At 60.7% G+C, this 15,014-nt stretch carries 13 protein-coding genes; 4 read left to right on the top strand and 9 right to left on the bottom strand.

What is annotated here, in order from left to right:
* Nucleotides 1-75: 75 nt before the first annotated feature.
* From pdxR to sugE, 3 genes are all read left to right on the top strand, one after another.
* Nucleotides 76-1,497, top strand: a complete 1,422-nt coding sequence (pdxR, locus tag PQR54_RS09015) for a MocR-like pyridoxine biosynthesis transcription factor PdxR (protein ID WP_408245048.1) — start codon at nucleotides 76-78, stop codon at nucleotides 1,495-1,497.
* Nucleotides 1,498-1,620: 123 nt separating this feature from the next.
* Nucleotides 1,621-2,076 (top strand): carboxymuconolactone decarboxylase family protein, encoded by a 456-nt coding sequence (locus PQR54_RS09010; protein WP_408245047.1) that lies wholly within the window; start codon nucleotides 1,621-1,623, stop codon nucleotides 2,074-2,076.
* Nucleotides 2,077-2,254: 178 nt separating this feature from the next.
* Nucleotides 2,255-2,575, top strand: coding sequence for a quaternary ammonium compound efflux SMR transporter SugE (sugE, locus tag PQR54_RS09005; protein ID WP_408246024.1), 321 nt, complete (start codon nucleotides 2,255-2,257; stop codon nucleotides 2,573-2,575).
* A gap of 209 nt (nucleotides 2,576-2,784) precedes the next feature.
* On the opposite strand, the gene PQR54_RS09000 is transcribed toward sugE, so the two are convergent.
* From PQR54_RS09000 to PQR54_RS08965, 8 genes are all read right to left on the bottom strand, one after another.
* Nucleotides 2,785-4,419, bottom strand: a complete 1,635-nt coding sequence (locus PQR54_RS09000) for a M48 family metalloprotease (RefSeq protein WP_408245046.1) — start codon at nucleotides 4,417-4,419, stop codon at nucleotides 2,785-2,787.
* Nucleotides 4,420-4,493: 74 nt separating this feature from the next.
* Nucleotides 4,494-4,874: a hypothetical protein gene (locus tag PQR54_RS08995; RefSeq protein WP_408246022.1), complete on the bottom strand. Its 381-nt coding sequence runs from the start codon at nucleotides 4,872-4,874 to the stop codon at nucleotides 4,494-4,496.
* 2 nt (nucleotides 4,875-4,876) lie between these two features.
* Nucleotides 4,877-6,589, bottom strand: coding sequence for a CHASE2 domain-containing protein (locus tag PQR54_RS08990; RefSeq protein ID WP_408245045.1), 1,713 nt, complete (start codon nucleotides 6,587-6,589; stop codon nucleotides 4,877-4,879).
* 419 nt (nucleotides 6,590-7,008) lie between these two features.
* Entirely contained in the window at nucleotides 7,009-8,112 is a 1,104-nt protein-coding gene (locus tag PQR54_RS08985) for a nucleoside hydrolase (RefSeq protein WP_408245044.1), read from the bottom strand.
* Between the two features lie 122 nt (nucleotides 8,113-8,234).
* Nucleotides 8,235-9,167 carry a ribokinase gene (rbsK, locus tag PQR54_RS08980; RefSeq protein WP_408246020.1) on the bottom strand — a complete coding sequence of 311 codons (933 nt, stop codon included), beginning with the start codon at nucleotides 9,165-9,167 and terminating at the stop codon, nucleotides 8,235-8,237.
* Between the two features lie 138 nt (nucleotides 9,168-9,305).
* Nucleotides 9,306-10,307 carry an ABC transporter permease gene (locus PQR54_RS08975; protein ID WP_012426058.1) on the bottom strand — a complete coding sequence of 334 codons (1,002 nt, stop codon included), beginning with the start codon at nucleotides 10,305-10,307 and terminating at the stop codon, nucleotides 9,306-9,308.
* A 2-nt stretch (nucleotides 10,308-10,309) separates the two neighbouring features.
* Nucleotides 10,310-11,923 (bottom strand): sugar ABC transporter ATP-binding protein, encoded by a 1,614-nt coding sequence (locus PQR54_RS08970; protein WP_408245043.1) that lies wholly within the window; start codon nucleotides 11,921-11,923, stop codon nucleotides 10,310-10,312.
* A gap of 72 nt (nucleotides 11,924-11,995) precedes the next feature.
* Nucleotides 11,996-12,961 carry a sugar ABC transporter substrate-binding protein gene (locus PQR54_RS08965; protein WP_408245042.1) on the bottom strand — a complete coding sequence of 322 codons (966 nt, stop codon included), beginning with the start codon at nucleotides 12,959-12,961 and terminating at the stop codon, nucleotides 11,996-11,998.
* A 191-nt stretch (nucleotides 12,962-13,152) separates the two neighbouring features.
* On the opposite strand from PQR54_RS08965, the gene PQR54_RS08960 reads away from it, so the two are divergent.
* Nucleotides 13,153-14,025 (top strand): LysR family transcriptional regulator, encoded by an 873-nt coding sequence (locus PQR54_RS08960; RefSeq protein WP_106278522.1) that lies wholly within the window; start codon nucleotides 13,153-13,155, stop codon nucleotides 14,023-14,025.
* A gap of 20 nt (nucleotides 14,026-14,045) precedes the next feature.
* Here PQR54_RS08960 and PQR54_RS08955 read toward each other — a convergent pair whose 3' ends face one another.
* A complete protein-coding gene (locus tag PQR54_RS08955) occupies nucleotides 14,046-15,002 on the bottom strand; it encodes a nitrilase-related carbon-nitrogen hydrolase (protein WP_408245041.1) in 957 nt (318 codons plus the stop codon).
* Nucleotides 15,003-15,014 lie beyond the last annotated feature (12 nt).

The following is a 15,014-nucleotide window of genomic DNA, read 5'->3' as shown; positions in this document are numbered from 1 at the left end:
AATAACGTCGAGCCGTCACTTCGGGTCATCACGGCGCAATCCTTTTCCACTGTTTTGCAGAGTTGACCCGTCCCTATGCCCCTCGCCAAAAGCAGCACTATCTCGCCGTTGGATCCGACAGCGGCCGCCCCTTTTTATCGACAGATCTACGATCGGTTTCGTGCCGCCATCGCCAGCGGCGTGTTGAAGCCAGGCGACCGGATACCCTCGGCACGCGCGCTGACCAAGGAACTCGGTCTGGCTAGAGGCACGATCGAGGCCGCTTATTCTTTGCTGGCTGCTGAGGGATATATCCAGGCACGTGGCCAGGCGGGAACCATTGTGACGCCTGACCTCAAACCGCGAACACCCGTCGCCGGTGTGACGCCACGGCCCGAAAGCAACATGGCCGCACCAAGTTTTCGTCCGGATTCGATCTGGCCGTTCCAGATGGGATTGCCCGCTCTGGATGCCTTTCCTCGAAAAATCTGGGCACGCCTGGGCGCCCGATGTATACGGGCCATGCAACCATCGGACATGGTTCATCCGTCTGTATTCGGTCTGCCGGAATTGCGCGCGGAAATCGCCGCCTATCTACAGGTGTCGCGCGGCATCAACTGTTCGCCTTCGCAGATATTCGTGACGTCGGGATATCGTCACACCATCGAGTTGATTGCTCATGCGCTGCTGAAGCCGGGCGATCGCGTTTGGCTTGAAGACCCTGGCTATCCACCTACTCGCGAACTCCTGGGGAATATGAATATCGCGGCGGTCCCGGTGCCTGTAGACCGGGACGGAATGGTCGTCGCCGATGGACTCAAGCTTGCCCCACGGGCTCGTGCGGCGGTGGTCACGCCCGCGCATCAGAGTCCGCTTTCCGTGTCTTTATCGTTGCCCCGGCGTCACGCGTTGCTGGACTGGGCCGCACGTAACAATGCGTGGATCGTCGAGGACGATTACGACGGCGAGTACCGCTATGTCAGCCGTCCTCTGCCCGCTCTAAAAAGCCTGGACCGCGATGGACGAGTGCTCTATGCGGGCACGTTCAGCAAGGTACTTTTTCCGAGTATCCGGCTTGCCTATCTTGTCGTGCCCGAAACGCAAGTCGAGAGGTTTGAGCAGATCATTCAAGCTTTTGCGGGCGGCAGCCCCGAGCTGACTCAGGCTATCGTCACGGCCTTTATCAAGGAAGGGCACTTCGCACGCCATATCCAACGGATGCGGAAGCTCTACGCAGAGCGTCGGGAGGCGACGGTCGCGGGCCTGGAAAGCGTGCTGGGAAAACACATGCGGATCGATTCGCAACCGGGGGGAATGCACTTGCTCTTGCGATTGCAAGCTCGGCGCTCGGATCGTCGGCTCGTCGCACGCATGCGGGAAGACGGGCTGTACGCGGAAGCATTGACCGACTGGACGATGGGTCGCGATGCAACGTCGGCCTTGCTTTTGAGTTTCACCAACATCGATGCGCAGAGTACGGCCGAGAAACTCGGCAAGCGCATTTTAAAGCTGATTTAACGGCGACGGGAGCCGTCAGGCGCGCAATCATGGACTAGTACGCAAGCCCGATCATGGTTCTTCTCGCATAGGCCAAGATGCATCACGATGGAGTCTCTCAATCATCAAACAAAGGGATTCGTCATGAGCCACCGTATCGACTACGCCAAAGCTTCGCCTGAAGGTTACAAGGCCTTTGGGGCAGTGTACGTCACGCTTCAAAAGTCTGGCCTTTCAAAAGAACTCGTCGATCTCGTGTATCTACGTGTTTCGCAGATCAACGGTTGCGCATATTGCATCGATATGCCTACTCGCGACCTGCTCAAGTTCGGCGTGACGGTCGACAAGCTCGTACTCGTGCCCGTGTGGCGTGATTCGGGTGAAGTCTTCAGTACCCGCGAACGGGTCGCGTTGGCCTGGGCGGAAACCGTGACACGTGTGGCCGAAACCCACGTTCCCGACGCGGACTATGAAGCCGCGGCCGCGGAATTCAGCGACAAGGAACTCGCGGATCTGACTTACGCAATCGGCTTGATGAACGCCTTCAATCGATTGGGGATCACGTTCCGCACGCCGCCTGCCGCAGCTTCGAAAGCTTGAGCCCTGCAAGCGGACGCTTTACCCATGGAAATGTCTATTCGGTAGCGTTCACTTCTTCTTCAAGCGGTGGCCAGGGTTGAAGCTTTCCGGTCCATATTTGCGGCAGCGGATCGAGCCGGATGTCGCTTCACTGCGCTGGCCGAAACTTCTGGCGATTCAACGAACGGATTTGTCATCCATGTCATGGATATTGCTCAGTATCGCAGGCGTTCTTGAGATCGCATTCGCTTTTGGCATGAAGTGGTCTGACGGCTTCACGCGATTGACACCCGCACTGTTCACGGTCGCCACCGGCCTGTCGAGTGTCTTTCTTCTTTCCATCTCGCTTCGTACGCTGCCAGTGGGCACCGGCTACGCGGTGTGGACCGGCATCGGAGCGGCGGGCACCGCGATACTGGGAATGATCGTGCTAGGCGACTCTGCTGCGCCGATGAGGGTGCTTTGCATTGTGCTTATTCTTGCAGGCGTTATCGGACTCAAGCTGGTGTCCGGAAACTGAAGAGAGCGCCGGTGGTCGAGTGAGCGCCGGCGTATCGCACCACTCTGGAAATATTGGCAACCCGGAATGTTTGGGAAGTCGTTTATCGGCGTCGAGCAGGCGCTCAGACGCCGACGGGCGAGTGACAGCTTCGGTCGATGATGAAGCCGGGTGACGTATTTACCTTCCCCATGCTCCGCGACAACTCGGGCGACAGGCCACTCGAGCCATCACTTCGGCAACAGCCCCTTAGCCTGGTCGAGCATTTTGTCGACCGCCTTACTGAAGCCGCCGGCCTGATCATCGCTTTTCTTTTGTGCGGGCGCCTGCGAAGCGGCGACGCAGGCAGCGCGCATTTCCGGATGTTCTGTCCAGCATGTGTTGGCCAACTGCTTCGCGCGATTGATATCGCCATGCTCGCGATACCACGAGATCACATTGGGCCATGTCACCGACGTCCGGCCGAAGTAATCGAACTGCTGCAACAGGAACGCTTCACCTTGCTTCGGGTCTTTCTGTCCGATGCGGTTGGCAAGATTGGTTTGCACCGCCCATGAACGGTCGCGTGAAGCCAGATTGCGCCGCAGCACCTGCGCCTGCGTATCCGGCGGCGCCGACCGTGACAGCGTCATCATATTCGACAACAGAAACACGGGATAAGCGTGGTCCGCTGTCGGGCCTGATGCGACCGTCAACGCCACTTGCAGCGCTTGCGAGTAGTTGCCTGTGGCTTGCAGATCCTGCATGTCGGAAATGGATTTGTAGTGGGCCAGAATGAGCGGAGTAGAGCCGCGCTTGCGGGCGGCGTTCCACGGCTCGGTCCGTGCATCGGGCAGTTTGTCGCCAAGCATCGGGCGCACGAGTGCGGTCAGGTTATCCTCGCGAGCGGCCGGATCGCCGTGATCGTCATGCAAAGTTTCGAGTTGCGCCGAGATCTGATCGTCGATTACCGCACGGGCATCGAAGAGATTTTCCGCGACGCTCGCCTGCGCGCCCGCACGCGCGGACGTGTACTGTGAGACCGCGTCGCGCAGTTCGCCTATGCTGGTGAGCTGATTCACCGTTTGCGCTGCGCCGCCGCCGACGGCCGGCGCGATCGGCTGAGTACGCGCCTGCGCCGCGGCCTGCTGTCCGGCCTTCTCCCGCCCTGCTTGCAGTTGCTTCTCACGCAGTTTTTGACGTCGTGCTTTGGCATCCTGATCGTACGCGATGACGCGTTCGAAGAAAGCCTTGAAACCGTCCACGTAGGAATAGCCGCAACGCAGACTGATCGTCGCGCCGAACCGGTCCGCTTGTTCTTCGACGCTGCGTTGCCAGGCAGGGAACAGCACGCGTGTGCCGAGCGTCTGCACAACGGCGATATTGTCCACTCCGGTCCACGTGGTTGATGTCGGCGATTTGTTCGTCACTGTCCAGGCGAGCGACACGATGGCAAGCGACGTATCGCCAGCCGTGCGCGCGTCAAAAATCGCGTGATGGTTGAGGTAGATATGGCCGAACTCGTGAGAAAGGATCGCAAATATCTCGTCCTCCGATTCGGCTGACTGCAACCAACCGATCGACACGAAGATATTGCCGCCCGCACTTGAATTCGCGTTGAGTCCGGTCTCAGAGATGATATGCACGGAGCCCGGATAGTTCGGCGTCGCCGCGGTTTTCTTGATCGTCGCGAGCAGGCCGTTGAGGTAGGCCTCCATCTCGGGCATGGGGACGAGACCCCAGCCGTCGGCTCGCGCGTTCATCAGGTCGAGTTTGATGTCGGGCCAATCGCGCGCGGGTGGCGGCGGAATGGAGCCGACGGTGTCGAGGGTTGGTCCTTTCGCAGAACTGCCGCCGATGTTCAGGTTCGATAGAGCGCTTGGCATTTTGACGTCCGCGCATGCGCCGAGTAGAAGGCTTGCGCATGCGCCGCAGAAGTATCGGCGTCCGGTGGGCATGATTATTTGCACCGGTTAGTGGCGGCGCCAAGCGTGGCGGCGGATTGAACGCCGGCGGACTCGCTGCATTGCGCCTGGGCTTTGCGACTCACCTTGACATCCATGCCGTTCACCCAATAGGGCCGGCCATTGACTGTCACAGGATAGAACTGATTGTGCGAAGGGCCTGTCGCGTGAAGAGGCAGACTCGGGGCATCCATTGCACTTTCCTTGTCTCCCGGCGCGTTGTACAGCTTCACCGTCGCGCCAGGTTGCGGCGCATAGATATAAGGCTGTTCGTCGGCAGCGGCAACATTGCCGAGGGTTAGCGCGATCACCGAGAGCGACGCTGCGGCGAGGGAAGCGTGTCTGAGCAGCGGCTTGGTATCTCGAACTTTATTCACGATCAATCCTCCTTGCTGTCGGTGATCCAATTGAACAGGTGCTCGCTCCACTCGAGCCATTCGACTGCGATAGTGCAGGCGAGGACATGCGAAATCAGAAGGAATGGGACTAGCATCCAGTTGCCGAGCAGGATCATCACGACGCCAAATGCCACGAGTACGATAAAGCTGGTAACGAACAACGTGATATTGAAAGCAGCGGTCGCGCCCTTTGCGGCCCACCAGTGCAAGTGGAGAGGTTTCCTCCAATGCGTGCGCTCGCGATGGAACCTGGCGAACTTCTTTCTGGCCTCTTTCTTGAGAAGCACGGTGAAGAAGATCAGCCCGAAGCCAATCGCACCCAATAACAATAGCCTGCCCCACCGATTTGCGGACGTGTGGGAATCAAGCTCCCAGGCTTCGACGTTCTCCAGTTTTTCGCCACGGCTCAACAGATTGTCCAGAGCGACAGCGTGCAGAAACACACCCGGTATGCGGTCCTGGAGAGGCGAGAGGATGAGGTCGTTCGAATAGGCGAACGACGTGCCGATCATCACGAAGTGATTGCTGAACGCCTTGCCCAGATCTTCGGGGCTCATCCGCTCAAGCTGGCTTGCGTGGATGGTTCGATAGTGCACGCACAGCGGCCTGCTTGTCGGACGGAAAAGCGCGCGTGCCTCGGCACGCTTTAGCAGGGTCGACAGTTGGCCGCTTGACGTGCAGTACATCTCGTCATCGTCGTCGCCGAGATCCGCTCGCAGGATGCGCGGCATATGGTGACGTGCCTCGCTCTCTTCATCCGCGGGTTCCTGCCAAAGCAGGCCATCCGCTGCTGTATCGAGCGGCCACGTGATCGACATGGATTTTGTCTCGTTGCAGGGCACTGTGAGTTTCTTGTCCTTGTCATACATCTCGCTGAAGATTGCGAAAGCTGCACTCGCCGTGCATTGGCGTTTCGATTGCTCTGGAAGATCCGGCACGGCCGCACTGGCAGAAACGGGGTGCGTCGTTTCGGTATCGCCCGGTTCCTTGCCGGCGTAGACAAGCGGATACGTCCATGCGAGCCGGTCTACCGAATGGGCCGAAAATTCAACGCCAACGCGCCGCAAAGACTTCAACTCGCTATCGCTATCGAGGGCGGCGTTCGTAACCAATGTGTTGTCTGGCTCCCGGCGTGCAGCCAGAAACACAGGTATTTTGTTCGATGTCAGACCGGTGAGTGCCTGCCTGAAATCGCCAAAATCATCAATGTCGTTGGTGCAATAACAAGCCTTGGTTTTCTCGACACCGCTAAACCCGGCGGCCTTGCCGCCACCGTCGCAGTCCTTGTTCCGTGGTTGGGAAAGAATCACATCGATGAACAGACCTGTCGGCCGATACTCGTTCAGATAGCCCAAAAGCCAACTGTAGAAAGGGTAACGAGCCGGCCAGCCTTCGCCACGCGCCCTTAGCGCCTCGCGATCGATCGCCAGCACGGTGATCTCGCGCTGTTTCCACTGAACCGGATCTTTCGCGGCCGCTTTCCCGCGCGCGGTGTCGAACAGATAGCCTGAAAACGGCGCGGCGTAGCGTGCCATGGTCTGAGCACCCATTTCTTCGGTAAAGCGTGTCGGCACCACGACGGCAAGCACGAGACCTAACAGCACGGACAAAGCAGCCCTACCGAGCAAATGCAACCACTCGATCCCTTCGACTTTTTCACCTTGCGGACCACGTTTTTTCTTGTGCGTCGTCATCGCCCGGCCCGAGGTGTCATTGGAACGGATCAACAGAAAGGAGTCTAGAAAATCATCGACCTTTGCGTGCGCTTATTTTTCACCGGGTAAACACGAGCGCGATATCGATCCGCTACGTTTTGATCTGGATGACTAATATTTTGCCATTCAGAATCAATCGTTCTAAAAAGCTCGACTCTGGAAACTTCAGACGATAGTTAGCAATTTGCCGCCATGTTCATGCCGGTTGGACGTGAACATGGCGAAGGCGGCACACGGCTTTTCAATCCGAACGGATCGACTCATGGGGGGAGGTGGGGAGATGGCGGATAACGACTATTTACTAGCCGCAATCCGCTCTTTCTCTGTGAACGACCATTAGGTAAATGCAATGCAACATACGTAAAGACTTTCCGTATGCTTCACACCGCAACACACCGTCAGGGCAATGTAATCGGCACAGGCCGCGTCAACAGATCAACATAAAGACCAAAAAACCGGTTGTTATCAAACTGCGTGACATAAGTGATCTTCTGCGGCGAAGCCCCCGCTGCCGGCTGATCCGGATAAACCATCACATGTCCCTGATCTTCACCGCTCGTAGTATCGATATCCAGATACGCACTCTTCGTCTGCGTAGCGTAAGTAGGATCGAGGAAATACGCGATCGTCAACGTATCAAACAAATCCGTATTACTAGCAAACGCCCCGGCATTGGCAATCCCATACGCCCTCGTTACCGCAGTCTGCTTGCTCGGATTATTGACGATCTGGTCATACACACTTTGAGTCAGCGGCACCGTGTTTGTCACGTCGAGCGGAATCACGGCTTGTGGAATCGAAGTCTGCAACACAGTACGCACAGCCAGCGGATCGAACCACCAGTTAAGCTCGCCCACGGCGTTCGCATTGCCCGGCACCGCCATCGCGCCGCCCATGTAGACAATCCGCTTGATCAGCGGCACGATCTCCGGCGCCTTCCGGATCGCCGTGGCAAGGTTGGTGGGCGGCCCGAACTCGAGAATAGTGACCTGGTTCGGATAGCGCTTGATGGTCTGAATCATGAAATCCGCCGCGCCCTGCGCCTGCAGTTTCGTCGATACCGCGAACCCGTCCGGCGGCGCAACGAGTTGAGACTGCTGAGTCGGTTCAGGCCGGCTCCACGCGCCGAAGTAGCCGTTCGGATTGGCCGCCTGCTGCGCGCGAATACTCGCTACGTCGTATTGCAACGGATAGTCGGCGCCGCCGTACACACCCACCACGTTCTGCACACCCATGCGCTCCACAGCTTTGAGCGCATCCGACTCTTCCTGCAGCAACCAGTCGTTGCCGGTAACGACGGTGAGTCCGAGCAGATTGACCTTGCCCTGACCCATCAACTGCGTAGTCATGGCGAAAAGCTGCCCGTCGTCGCCCATCGTGTTGAAGTCTGAATCGATGATGACCTTCGGCGCATTGGCGAGAGGATCAGTGGTCGATATGCTGCCACCGCACGCAGCGAGTCCCAACGACATCATCAGTATGCCTACACATTGTGATTTCATGTTTCGTCCATTCGAGAGCGTGATTAACAAGGGAACACCATCGTGAGATGGTGCCGATAAATCAACGTCGAGCCACCGAAAGTGGCAATACGGACCGCCTCATGTCACAACCGGCATCCGTGTCAGGCTGCGCTATCGACTTCCGCGCGTGTCGGTATCGAAGGCTGCGCGCCGGCGCGCGTTACTGAAATCGACGCCGCGCGTTGCGCGAGGCTGATCGCGCCTTCCAGCGGCTGCCGTGAAGCGAGTTGCGCGGCGAAGACGCCGATAAAAGTGTCGCCGGCCGCAGTCGTGTCGACCGCTTGTACTTGCGGCGCGGGGAAATGCATGCCCTCGCCGCCTTCCACCAGCAGATAAGCGCCCTGCGCGCCGAGCGTGACGATCACATTGCGCGCGCCGCCCTGTTGCAATTCCGTCGCCGCGCGCCGCGCGCCGCTTTGCGATTCGACCGGCAGGCCGGCCAGAATGGCGGCCTCGACCTCGTTCGGCACGAGGTAGTCGACCAGCGGCAGCCATTCCGCAGGCAACGGCCCTGTGGCCGGCGCCGGGTTCAACACGGTGATCTTGCCGAGCCGGCGAGCGAGCGCGAGCGTCGCGTGAACGGAATCCCACGGCGTTTCCAGTTGGCACACCACGACGTCGCAAGCCTTGATAGCCGCTTCATGGCGAGCTACGCTCTCCGGCGTGAGTTCGCCGTTGCTGCCGGCAACCACGACGATCGTGTTCTGCCCATCGTCGGACACCGTCACCATGGCGACACCGGTCGGCTGGCCCGGATGAACCTCGACGCCGCTACAGTCGATCCCTTCCGCTTCCAGATCCTTGACACGCTGCGCGCCGTTCGCGTCTTTGCCGACGCATCCGACCATCGCCACCTGTGCGCCGATGCGCGCGGCGGCGACAGCCTGGTTCCCGCCCTTGCCGCCCGCGACCTGCGAGAATTCATGTCCGCCAATCGTCTCGCCGGGACGCGGCAGATGCGGCGCGCGCGCGACGAGATCCGTATTGATGCTGCCCACTACCAGCACCCGGCCTTGCTTCGTTTCTTTTGACACTTTCATTTTCTCCTGTCGACCAGAGTTAGTGCTTTAGCACTTACTCTGGTCCCATGCAAAGCGGTCGACCAGAGTTGGCGCTTTAGCGCTTACTCCAATCCCATGCAAAGCTGCTGACCATCCACGAAACGGTCCCAATTACCCGGCGCGACGCCGGCTTCGATAAGTATCCAGCACGACAGCCACGACAATCACAGCTCCCGTAATGATGCGTTTGGTCGGCTCCGTCGCGCCGATCTGCGCGAGACCCGCGGCCAGCACCGAAATGATCAACACGCCGAAGAACGTGCTCGTCACCGAACCACGTCCGCCCATCAAACTCGTTCCGCCGATCACCACCGCCGCGATCACCTGCAATTCGATACCTTGCCCGGCATTCGGGTCCGCAGCCTCGAGCCGCGAAATCTGGAACAGCGAAGCCAGGCCGGCCAGCAAACCCATCATCGCGAACACGGCGATTTTGTAGGGGCGCGGATTAACACCCGCGAGCCGCACCGCTTCCTCATTCGTGCCGATGCCGACCAGATATCGGCCGAAAACCGTACGCGTCAACACGAACTGCGCGGCGACCATCACCACAATTGCAATGATGAACGCCGGCGAGATGCCGAACGCGACCGGATTAGAAAGGAAATCGAAGGCATCGCCGATATAGGCCGTGCGCGAGTTGGTCAGCTGATACGCGAGACCACGTGCCGCTTCCAGCACGCCGAGCGACACGATGAACGACGGAATCCGCCACGCCACGGTGATCGCGCCGGTCACGCAGCCGGTCAGCGTCGCGCCGGCCATGCCGAGCAAGGCCGCGGGCAGCGCCGGCCAATGCCACTGCAAGGCCGCGACGCTCGTGAGCGCCGCGCCGAGCGCCAGCACCGAGCCGACCGACAGATCGATGCCGGCAATGATCAGCACGAACGTCATGCCGATCGACATCACGACGAGATCAGGGATCTGGTTGGCGATCGTGCTGAATGTGTCGTAAGTCAGGAAATGCGAACTCAACAACGAGAACAAAACGATCATGCCAAGGAGCGCGCCGAGCAATCCAAGGTAGTTCGACAATCCGAGTCGCGTGCCGAGCGGCTTCGCGTTTTTGGGCGGTTCGTTCTGCAGCGTAGGCAGGCTGGTTTCCACGGTCATGCTCAATACTCCACTAATTTACTTTCGTCGGGCGCCTTCGCGTCGGGTTCGATCGGCTCGTGCAGCATGTCATCGCGTTTCGCGTAGCCTGCGAATGCCGCCGCCAGCAGCGCGTCCTGAGTCCAGCTGCCGCGCTCGAACAGGCCCGTCATACGTCCCGCCGACATCACCGCGATCCGGTCGCAAATCGCCATCAATTCGCGCAGATCGCTCGATACCACCACCAGCGCGCGGCCTTCGCGAGCCAGCGCGCCCATCAAGGCATAAATGTCGAACTTCGCGCCGACGTCGATGCCGCGCGTCGGCTCATCGAACAGCAACACGGTGCAATCGCGCGCCAGCCACCGGCCGATCACCACCTTTTGTTGATTGCCGCCCGACAACTCGGACATCGGCTGCGACGGCCCGGAACTGCGAATGCGCATTGCGTCGATCTGCTGGTGCGCCAAAGCCGCTTCACGACGGCCGTCCACCACGCCCTTGCTCGACACCGAACGCAAGTGGCCCAGCGAGATGTTGGCGGCGATCGGCTGGGTCAGCAAAAGACCCTCGCCTTTGCGATCTTCCGTGATCAGCGCGATGCCGTGCTTCACGGCGTCCGACGGCGAGGCGATCGTCACGGGCTCAAGCGCGCCGCCTTCCCTCCCGATCGACACAGTGCCGACGTCCGCGCGGTCCGCGCCATAGATGAGCCGCATCAACTCCGTGCGCCCGGCGCCGATTAGTCCGCTGATGCCGAAAATCTCGCCGGCCTTGACCTCGAAGGACACGTCGCGCACCACCGGATCGCGCGTCATGCCGTCGACCTTGAAGGCCACCTCGCCGATACGCCGTTCGCCGAGATCGATCCGGTCGCCGATATCGCGGCCTACCATCAGGGTCACGAGACGGTCGGTGGTGAGGTTGGCCATCTCGTCGACATGCACGAGCCGGCCGTCGCGCAACACGGCAGCGCGCCTCGCGATACGCTTCAACTCTTCCAGCCGGTGCGAGATGTACACGAGCGCGACGCCGCGCGCCTTTAACCGCTCGACCTGCTCGAACAGCAGATCCACTTCGCGGGCGGTCAGCATCGCGGTGGGTTCGTCGAGAATCAGCACGCGGCAGTCGCCGATCAGATTGCGCGCAATCTCGACCATCTGTTGATGCCCGATACCCAGCGTGCCGACCAGCGTGTCGGGATCGATCGCGTCGAGGCCGACTTGCGCCATGGCGTGCCGCGCGTCCTCGCGCAGTTTGGCGCGGTCGATCCAACCGAATATGCCGCGCTGCGGCAAACGGTTCAGAAACAGGTTTTCCGCCACCGAGAGCGTGGGCAGCAGGTTCAGCTCCTGCATGACCATGCGCACGCCGAGCGCCTCGGCGTCCTTGCGGCTGGCTGGCGTATAGGCCGCGCCGGCGAGAGTCATCGAACCGGTAGTCGGCGTGACGAGGCCACCGATAATCTTGGACAAGGTGCTCTTGCCCGCACCGTTTTCGCCGGTCAGCGCCAGCACTTCGCCCGCGCGCAAGTCCAGCGAGACGTCGGCGAGCACGGGCTCGGCATAGGTCTTGCCGATACCGTGCACGCGCAGCACGGGCGCGGCGTCGGCAAGGGATGAGATGGGAGTGGACATCAGATTGATTCAGGCTGGACAGAAATCAGTCGGCGTGGCCCCTTGCGGAGCGGGCCACACCTTGCACCCGTCTTACTTGGTGACCAGATCGACCGGCGTTTCGACAACGCCGGACAATTCAGACTGCTTCTTGTGTTCGGAAAGCGCCTTCAAAGCCGTGTCGATGCCGAACACGGCCTGCTTGGCTGCGTATTGATTGGCGGTGGCGAGCACGCGGCCGTCTTTGAGCATCGGCTTGATTGCGTTGATGTCGTCATAGCCGACCACCTGCACCTTGCCGGCCTTACCGGCCGCGCGCACGGCCGACACGGCGCCGATCGCCATGTTGTCGTTGCCGCACAGCAGAGCCTTGACGTCCGGATTCGCGTTGAGGATCTGGCTCGCGACGGCGTTGCCCTTGTCGATTTCCCACTCGCCCGATTGCTGTGCGACGACCTTCATGCCGCCCGCCTGCATGGCCTGCTTGAAGCCGGCCGTGCGTTGCTGCGCGTTGGTCGTGGTCGTGACACCTTCAATAATGCCGACGTTGTCGCCCGACTTCAGATGCTTGGCCAGGTAGTCACCGACCTTCTGCGCGCCCTTCGCGTTATCCGGCCCGACGAACGGGATGTTCAGGTCTTTCGACTTGAGAACGTCGTTGTCCAGCTTGTTGTCGATATTGACCACGATGATGCCGGCATCGACCGCTTTCTTCAGGACCGGCACCAGCGCCTTGGAGTCAGCCGGCGCGATCACCAGCGCGTCGACCTTCGAGACGATCATCTGCTCGACGATGCGGATCTGGTTCGCGGTGTCCGTTTCGTCCTTGATGCCGTTGGTGACGAGGTCGAACTTCGCCGGATTCTGCTTCTGATAATCCTTGGCGCCCGTTTCCATGGTCAGGAAGAACTCGTTTGCCAGCGACTTCATGACAAGCGCGACTTTCGGTTTATGGGCGGCCTGGGCGAAGGCTGCCGGCATCGGCAAAATCGACACAGCGAGGAAAGCTGCGCCGGCTGCGATGGCGCGACGGCGCGCCGGTAGGAAATGGCGAATCATTGATGTCTCCGTATCGCTCGTTCGGTCTACTGAGAGCCGTTGAGTCGTGTGATGGGTAGGAACGCCGCACTTGCCGCGACTGGCTGAACCATCAGGGTCGTCCCGTATGCTGGGCAAGTATGGCCAGCTCCAATCCTATCTCCGCGAACTGCGTTATGCTATGTCAAATTTCAAAACCTATCGTTTCAAAAATGGAACACGTCGATTGGGACGACCTGCGGATTCTGGTGGCGATCGCCCGCGAAGGCACCATGCGATCGGCCGCCGCGGCGTGCGACCTGAGCGCGCCGACCCTGTCGCGCCGCCTGACCGAGCTCGAGCGGCGGCTGGGCGAACCTTTGATCGACCGGGTACCGTCGGGCTGTACCGTGACGGCGTTCGGCGCCAAGGTGCTGGCCTGGGCGGAGCAGATGGAGGACCTGGCGCACCAGATCGAACGCGCCGCTGACGTGAACGGCGGCGCGCCCGCGCATGGCACGGTGCGGATCAACGCCGTCGAATGGCCGTCGTACATTCTGCTGAAACTGCTCGGCTCGTTTCAGGACCGGCTGCCCGGGCTCGCAATCGAAGTGCTGACTTCGCGGCGTCCCTATAGCCTTGCGCGGCGCGAGGCGGACATCGCGCTGTGGTCCGAGTGCCCCGAAGAGGGCGACCTGTACGTCCGCCGGATCGGCAGGATCCGCTTCGGGCTGTTCGGCTCGCGCGACTACTATCTGCGCCACAAGGCCGCGATCGTGAAGAAGGAGTGGGACAAGCTTTCGTTCGTCGGCTACGACGACCGTCAGCCCGATCACCCTGCGACGCAATGGCTGAAGGCGCTGCCCGGCGCGCCGGCGCCGTCGCTGCGCAGCAGCTACGGCATGGGCGTGTTCGACGGCGTGCTGGGCGGCTCCGGGCTCGGCATACTCGCCCAGCTAGCCGGTGACACGACGAGCGACCTCGTCTGCGTGGAGAAGCACATCAAGGCACTCGATCAGGACGTGTGGATGGTGCTGCATCCGGCTCTGCGCGACAGTGAGCGAATCCGGACCGTGGCGAACCTGATTGCCGAGATCTTCCGCTGACGTCACCTGACGAACGAACGCTAGCGTAACGGCCGATTACGGCTCACCTGCGCAAAACTGAGCGCGATCGCGCCTCGCGAAGAGGCGCCGCGTGGCTCGAATTCCGCCGCACGATGGTCGCCGGATCGGGTCAGTAAGCCGTAGAGTTCCGGGCGGCGCGCCGTCAGCCATTGCTGCCCTGCACTTCCATGGATCAGGCCTCTGTCCAGATCGGCGGAAACAAGTGCGTCTCGCGCGCGGCTCGCGGCGAGCACGTGGCCGCATGGATCGACGATCATCGCTGCCCCGCTCGACCGTTCTGAGCCGCCGGTCTCCACGCCTTCGCTGAAGACAATGAACATGCCGTTGTCACCGGCCCGCGCCGACAGCAAGCGGCGCAGCGATTGCCCCATCGAACCCGCTTGCCTTTGGCGATCGTCAGTCCGGTTCGCGCCGTCGCTGCAATGCGGCGCGATCAGCAGTGTCGCGCCCATGAGCGCCGTCATCCTCATGTTCTCGACCAGATAGTTGTCGCCGCCGATGAGGATGCCCACGCGAACGCCCCACGCCGTATCGAACACGGTGAACCGGTCGCCGCTGCTGATCCGCTTATGCCCGAACGCATGCAGCTTGCGGTGACAATGGCGCACGCCACCTGGCAGGCACACCACGTAGCTGTTGAACAAACGTCCATCGGCTGCGCGCTCCAGGAAGCCGACGCCAGCCGCCACGCCGGAGCCTTCGACCGCATCGGCCACCGCGCGGATCGACGGTCCGTCGAGCGGCTCGGCAAGCGCATCGAGCTCGGCGCGATGAAGCTTCGTCGTGCTTCCGTAGCCGCCGATACAACTCTCCGGAAATACCACCAGCCCGATGTCTTTCTCAGCCGCAAGCGCCAGGCAATCTGCAATGCGCGCGACGTTATGCGCCACGTCGCCGGGACGTGAAACGAGCGACGTAGCCGCAACGCGAAGCGATGGAACAGTGGAGGCGAACATCTTCACGACCGG

This window comes from Paraburkholderia phytofirmans, from assembly GCF_046028095.1.
Classification (GTDB): Bacteria; Pseudomonadota; Gammaproteobacteria; order Burkholderiales; family Burkholderiaceae; genus Paraburkholderia; species Paraburkholderia phytofirmans_A.
The sequence above is the reverse complement of the archived record's forward strand: the minus strand, read 5'-3'. Positions and strand labels throughout refer to the sequence as shown.

What these genes read in the sequence shown, in the direction of transcription:
- PQR54_RS08975 (WP_012426058.1), bottom strand. Translation starts at nt 10,307, where the DNA reads ATGACCGTGGAAACCAGCCTGCCTACGCTGCAGAACGAACCGCCCAAA.
- PQR54_RS08960 (WP_106278522.1), top strand. Translation starts at nt 13,153, where the DNA reads ATGGAACACGTCGATTGGGACGACCTGCGGATTCTGGTGGCGATCGCC.
- PQR54_RS08970 (WP_408245043.1), bottom strand. Translation starts at nt 11,923, where the DNA reads ATGTCCACTCCCATCTCATCCCTTGCCGACGCCGCGCCCGTGCTGCGC.
- PQR54_RS08985 (WP_408245044.1), bottom strand. Translation starts at nt 8,112, where the DNA reads ATGAAATCACAATGTGTAGGCATACTGATGATGTCGTTGGGACTCGCT.
- PQR54_RS09010 (WP_408245047.1), top strand. Translation starts at nt 1,621, where the DNA reads ATGAGCCACCGTATCGACTACGCCAAAGCTTCGCCTGAAGGTTACAAG.
- PQR54_RS08965 (WP_408245042.1), bottom strand. Translation starts at nt 12,961, where the DNA reads ATGATTCGCCATTTCCTACCGGCGCGCCGTCGCGCCATCGCAGCCGGC.
- PQR54_RS08955 (WP_408245041.1), bottom strand. Translation starts at nt 15,002, where the DNA reads ATGTTCGCCTCCACTGTTCCATCGCTTCGCGTTGCGGCTACGTCGCTC.
- pdxR (WP_408245048.1), top strand. Translation starts at nt 76, where the DNA reads ATGCCCCTCGCCAAAAGCAGCACTATCTCGCCGTTGGATCCGACAGCG.
- sugE (WP_408246024.1), top strand. Translation starts at nt 2,255, where the DNA reads ATGTCATGGATATTGCTCAGTATCGCAGGCGTTCTTGAGATCGCATTC.
- PQR54_RS09000 (WP_408245046.1), bottom strand. Translation starts at nt 4,419, where the DNA reads ATGCCAAGCGCTCTATCGAACCTGAACATCGGCGGCAGTTCTGCGAAA.
- PQR54_RS08990 (WP_408245045.1), bottom strand. Translation starts at nt 6,589, where the DNA reads ATGACGACGCACAAGAAAAAACGTGGTCCGCAAGGTGAAAAAGTCGAA.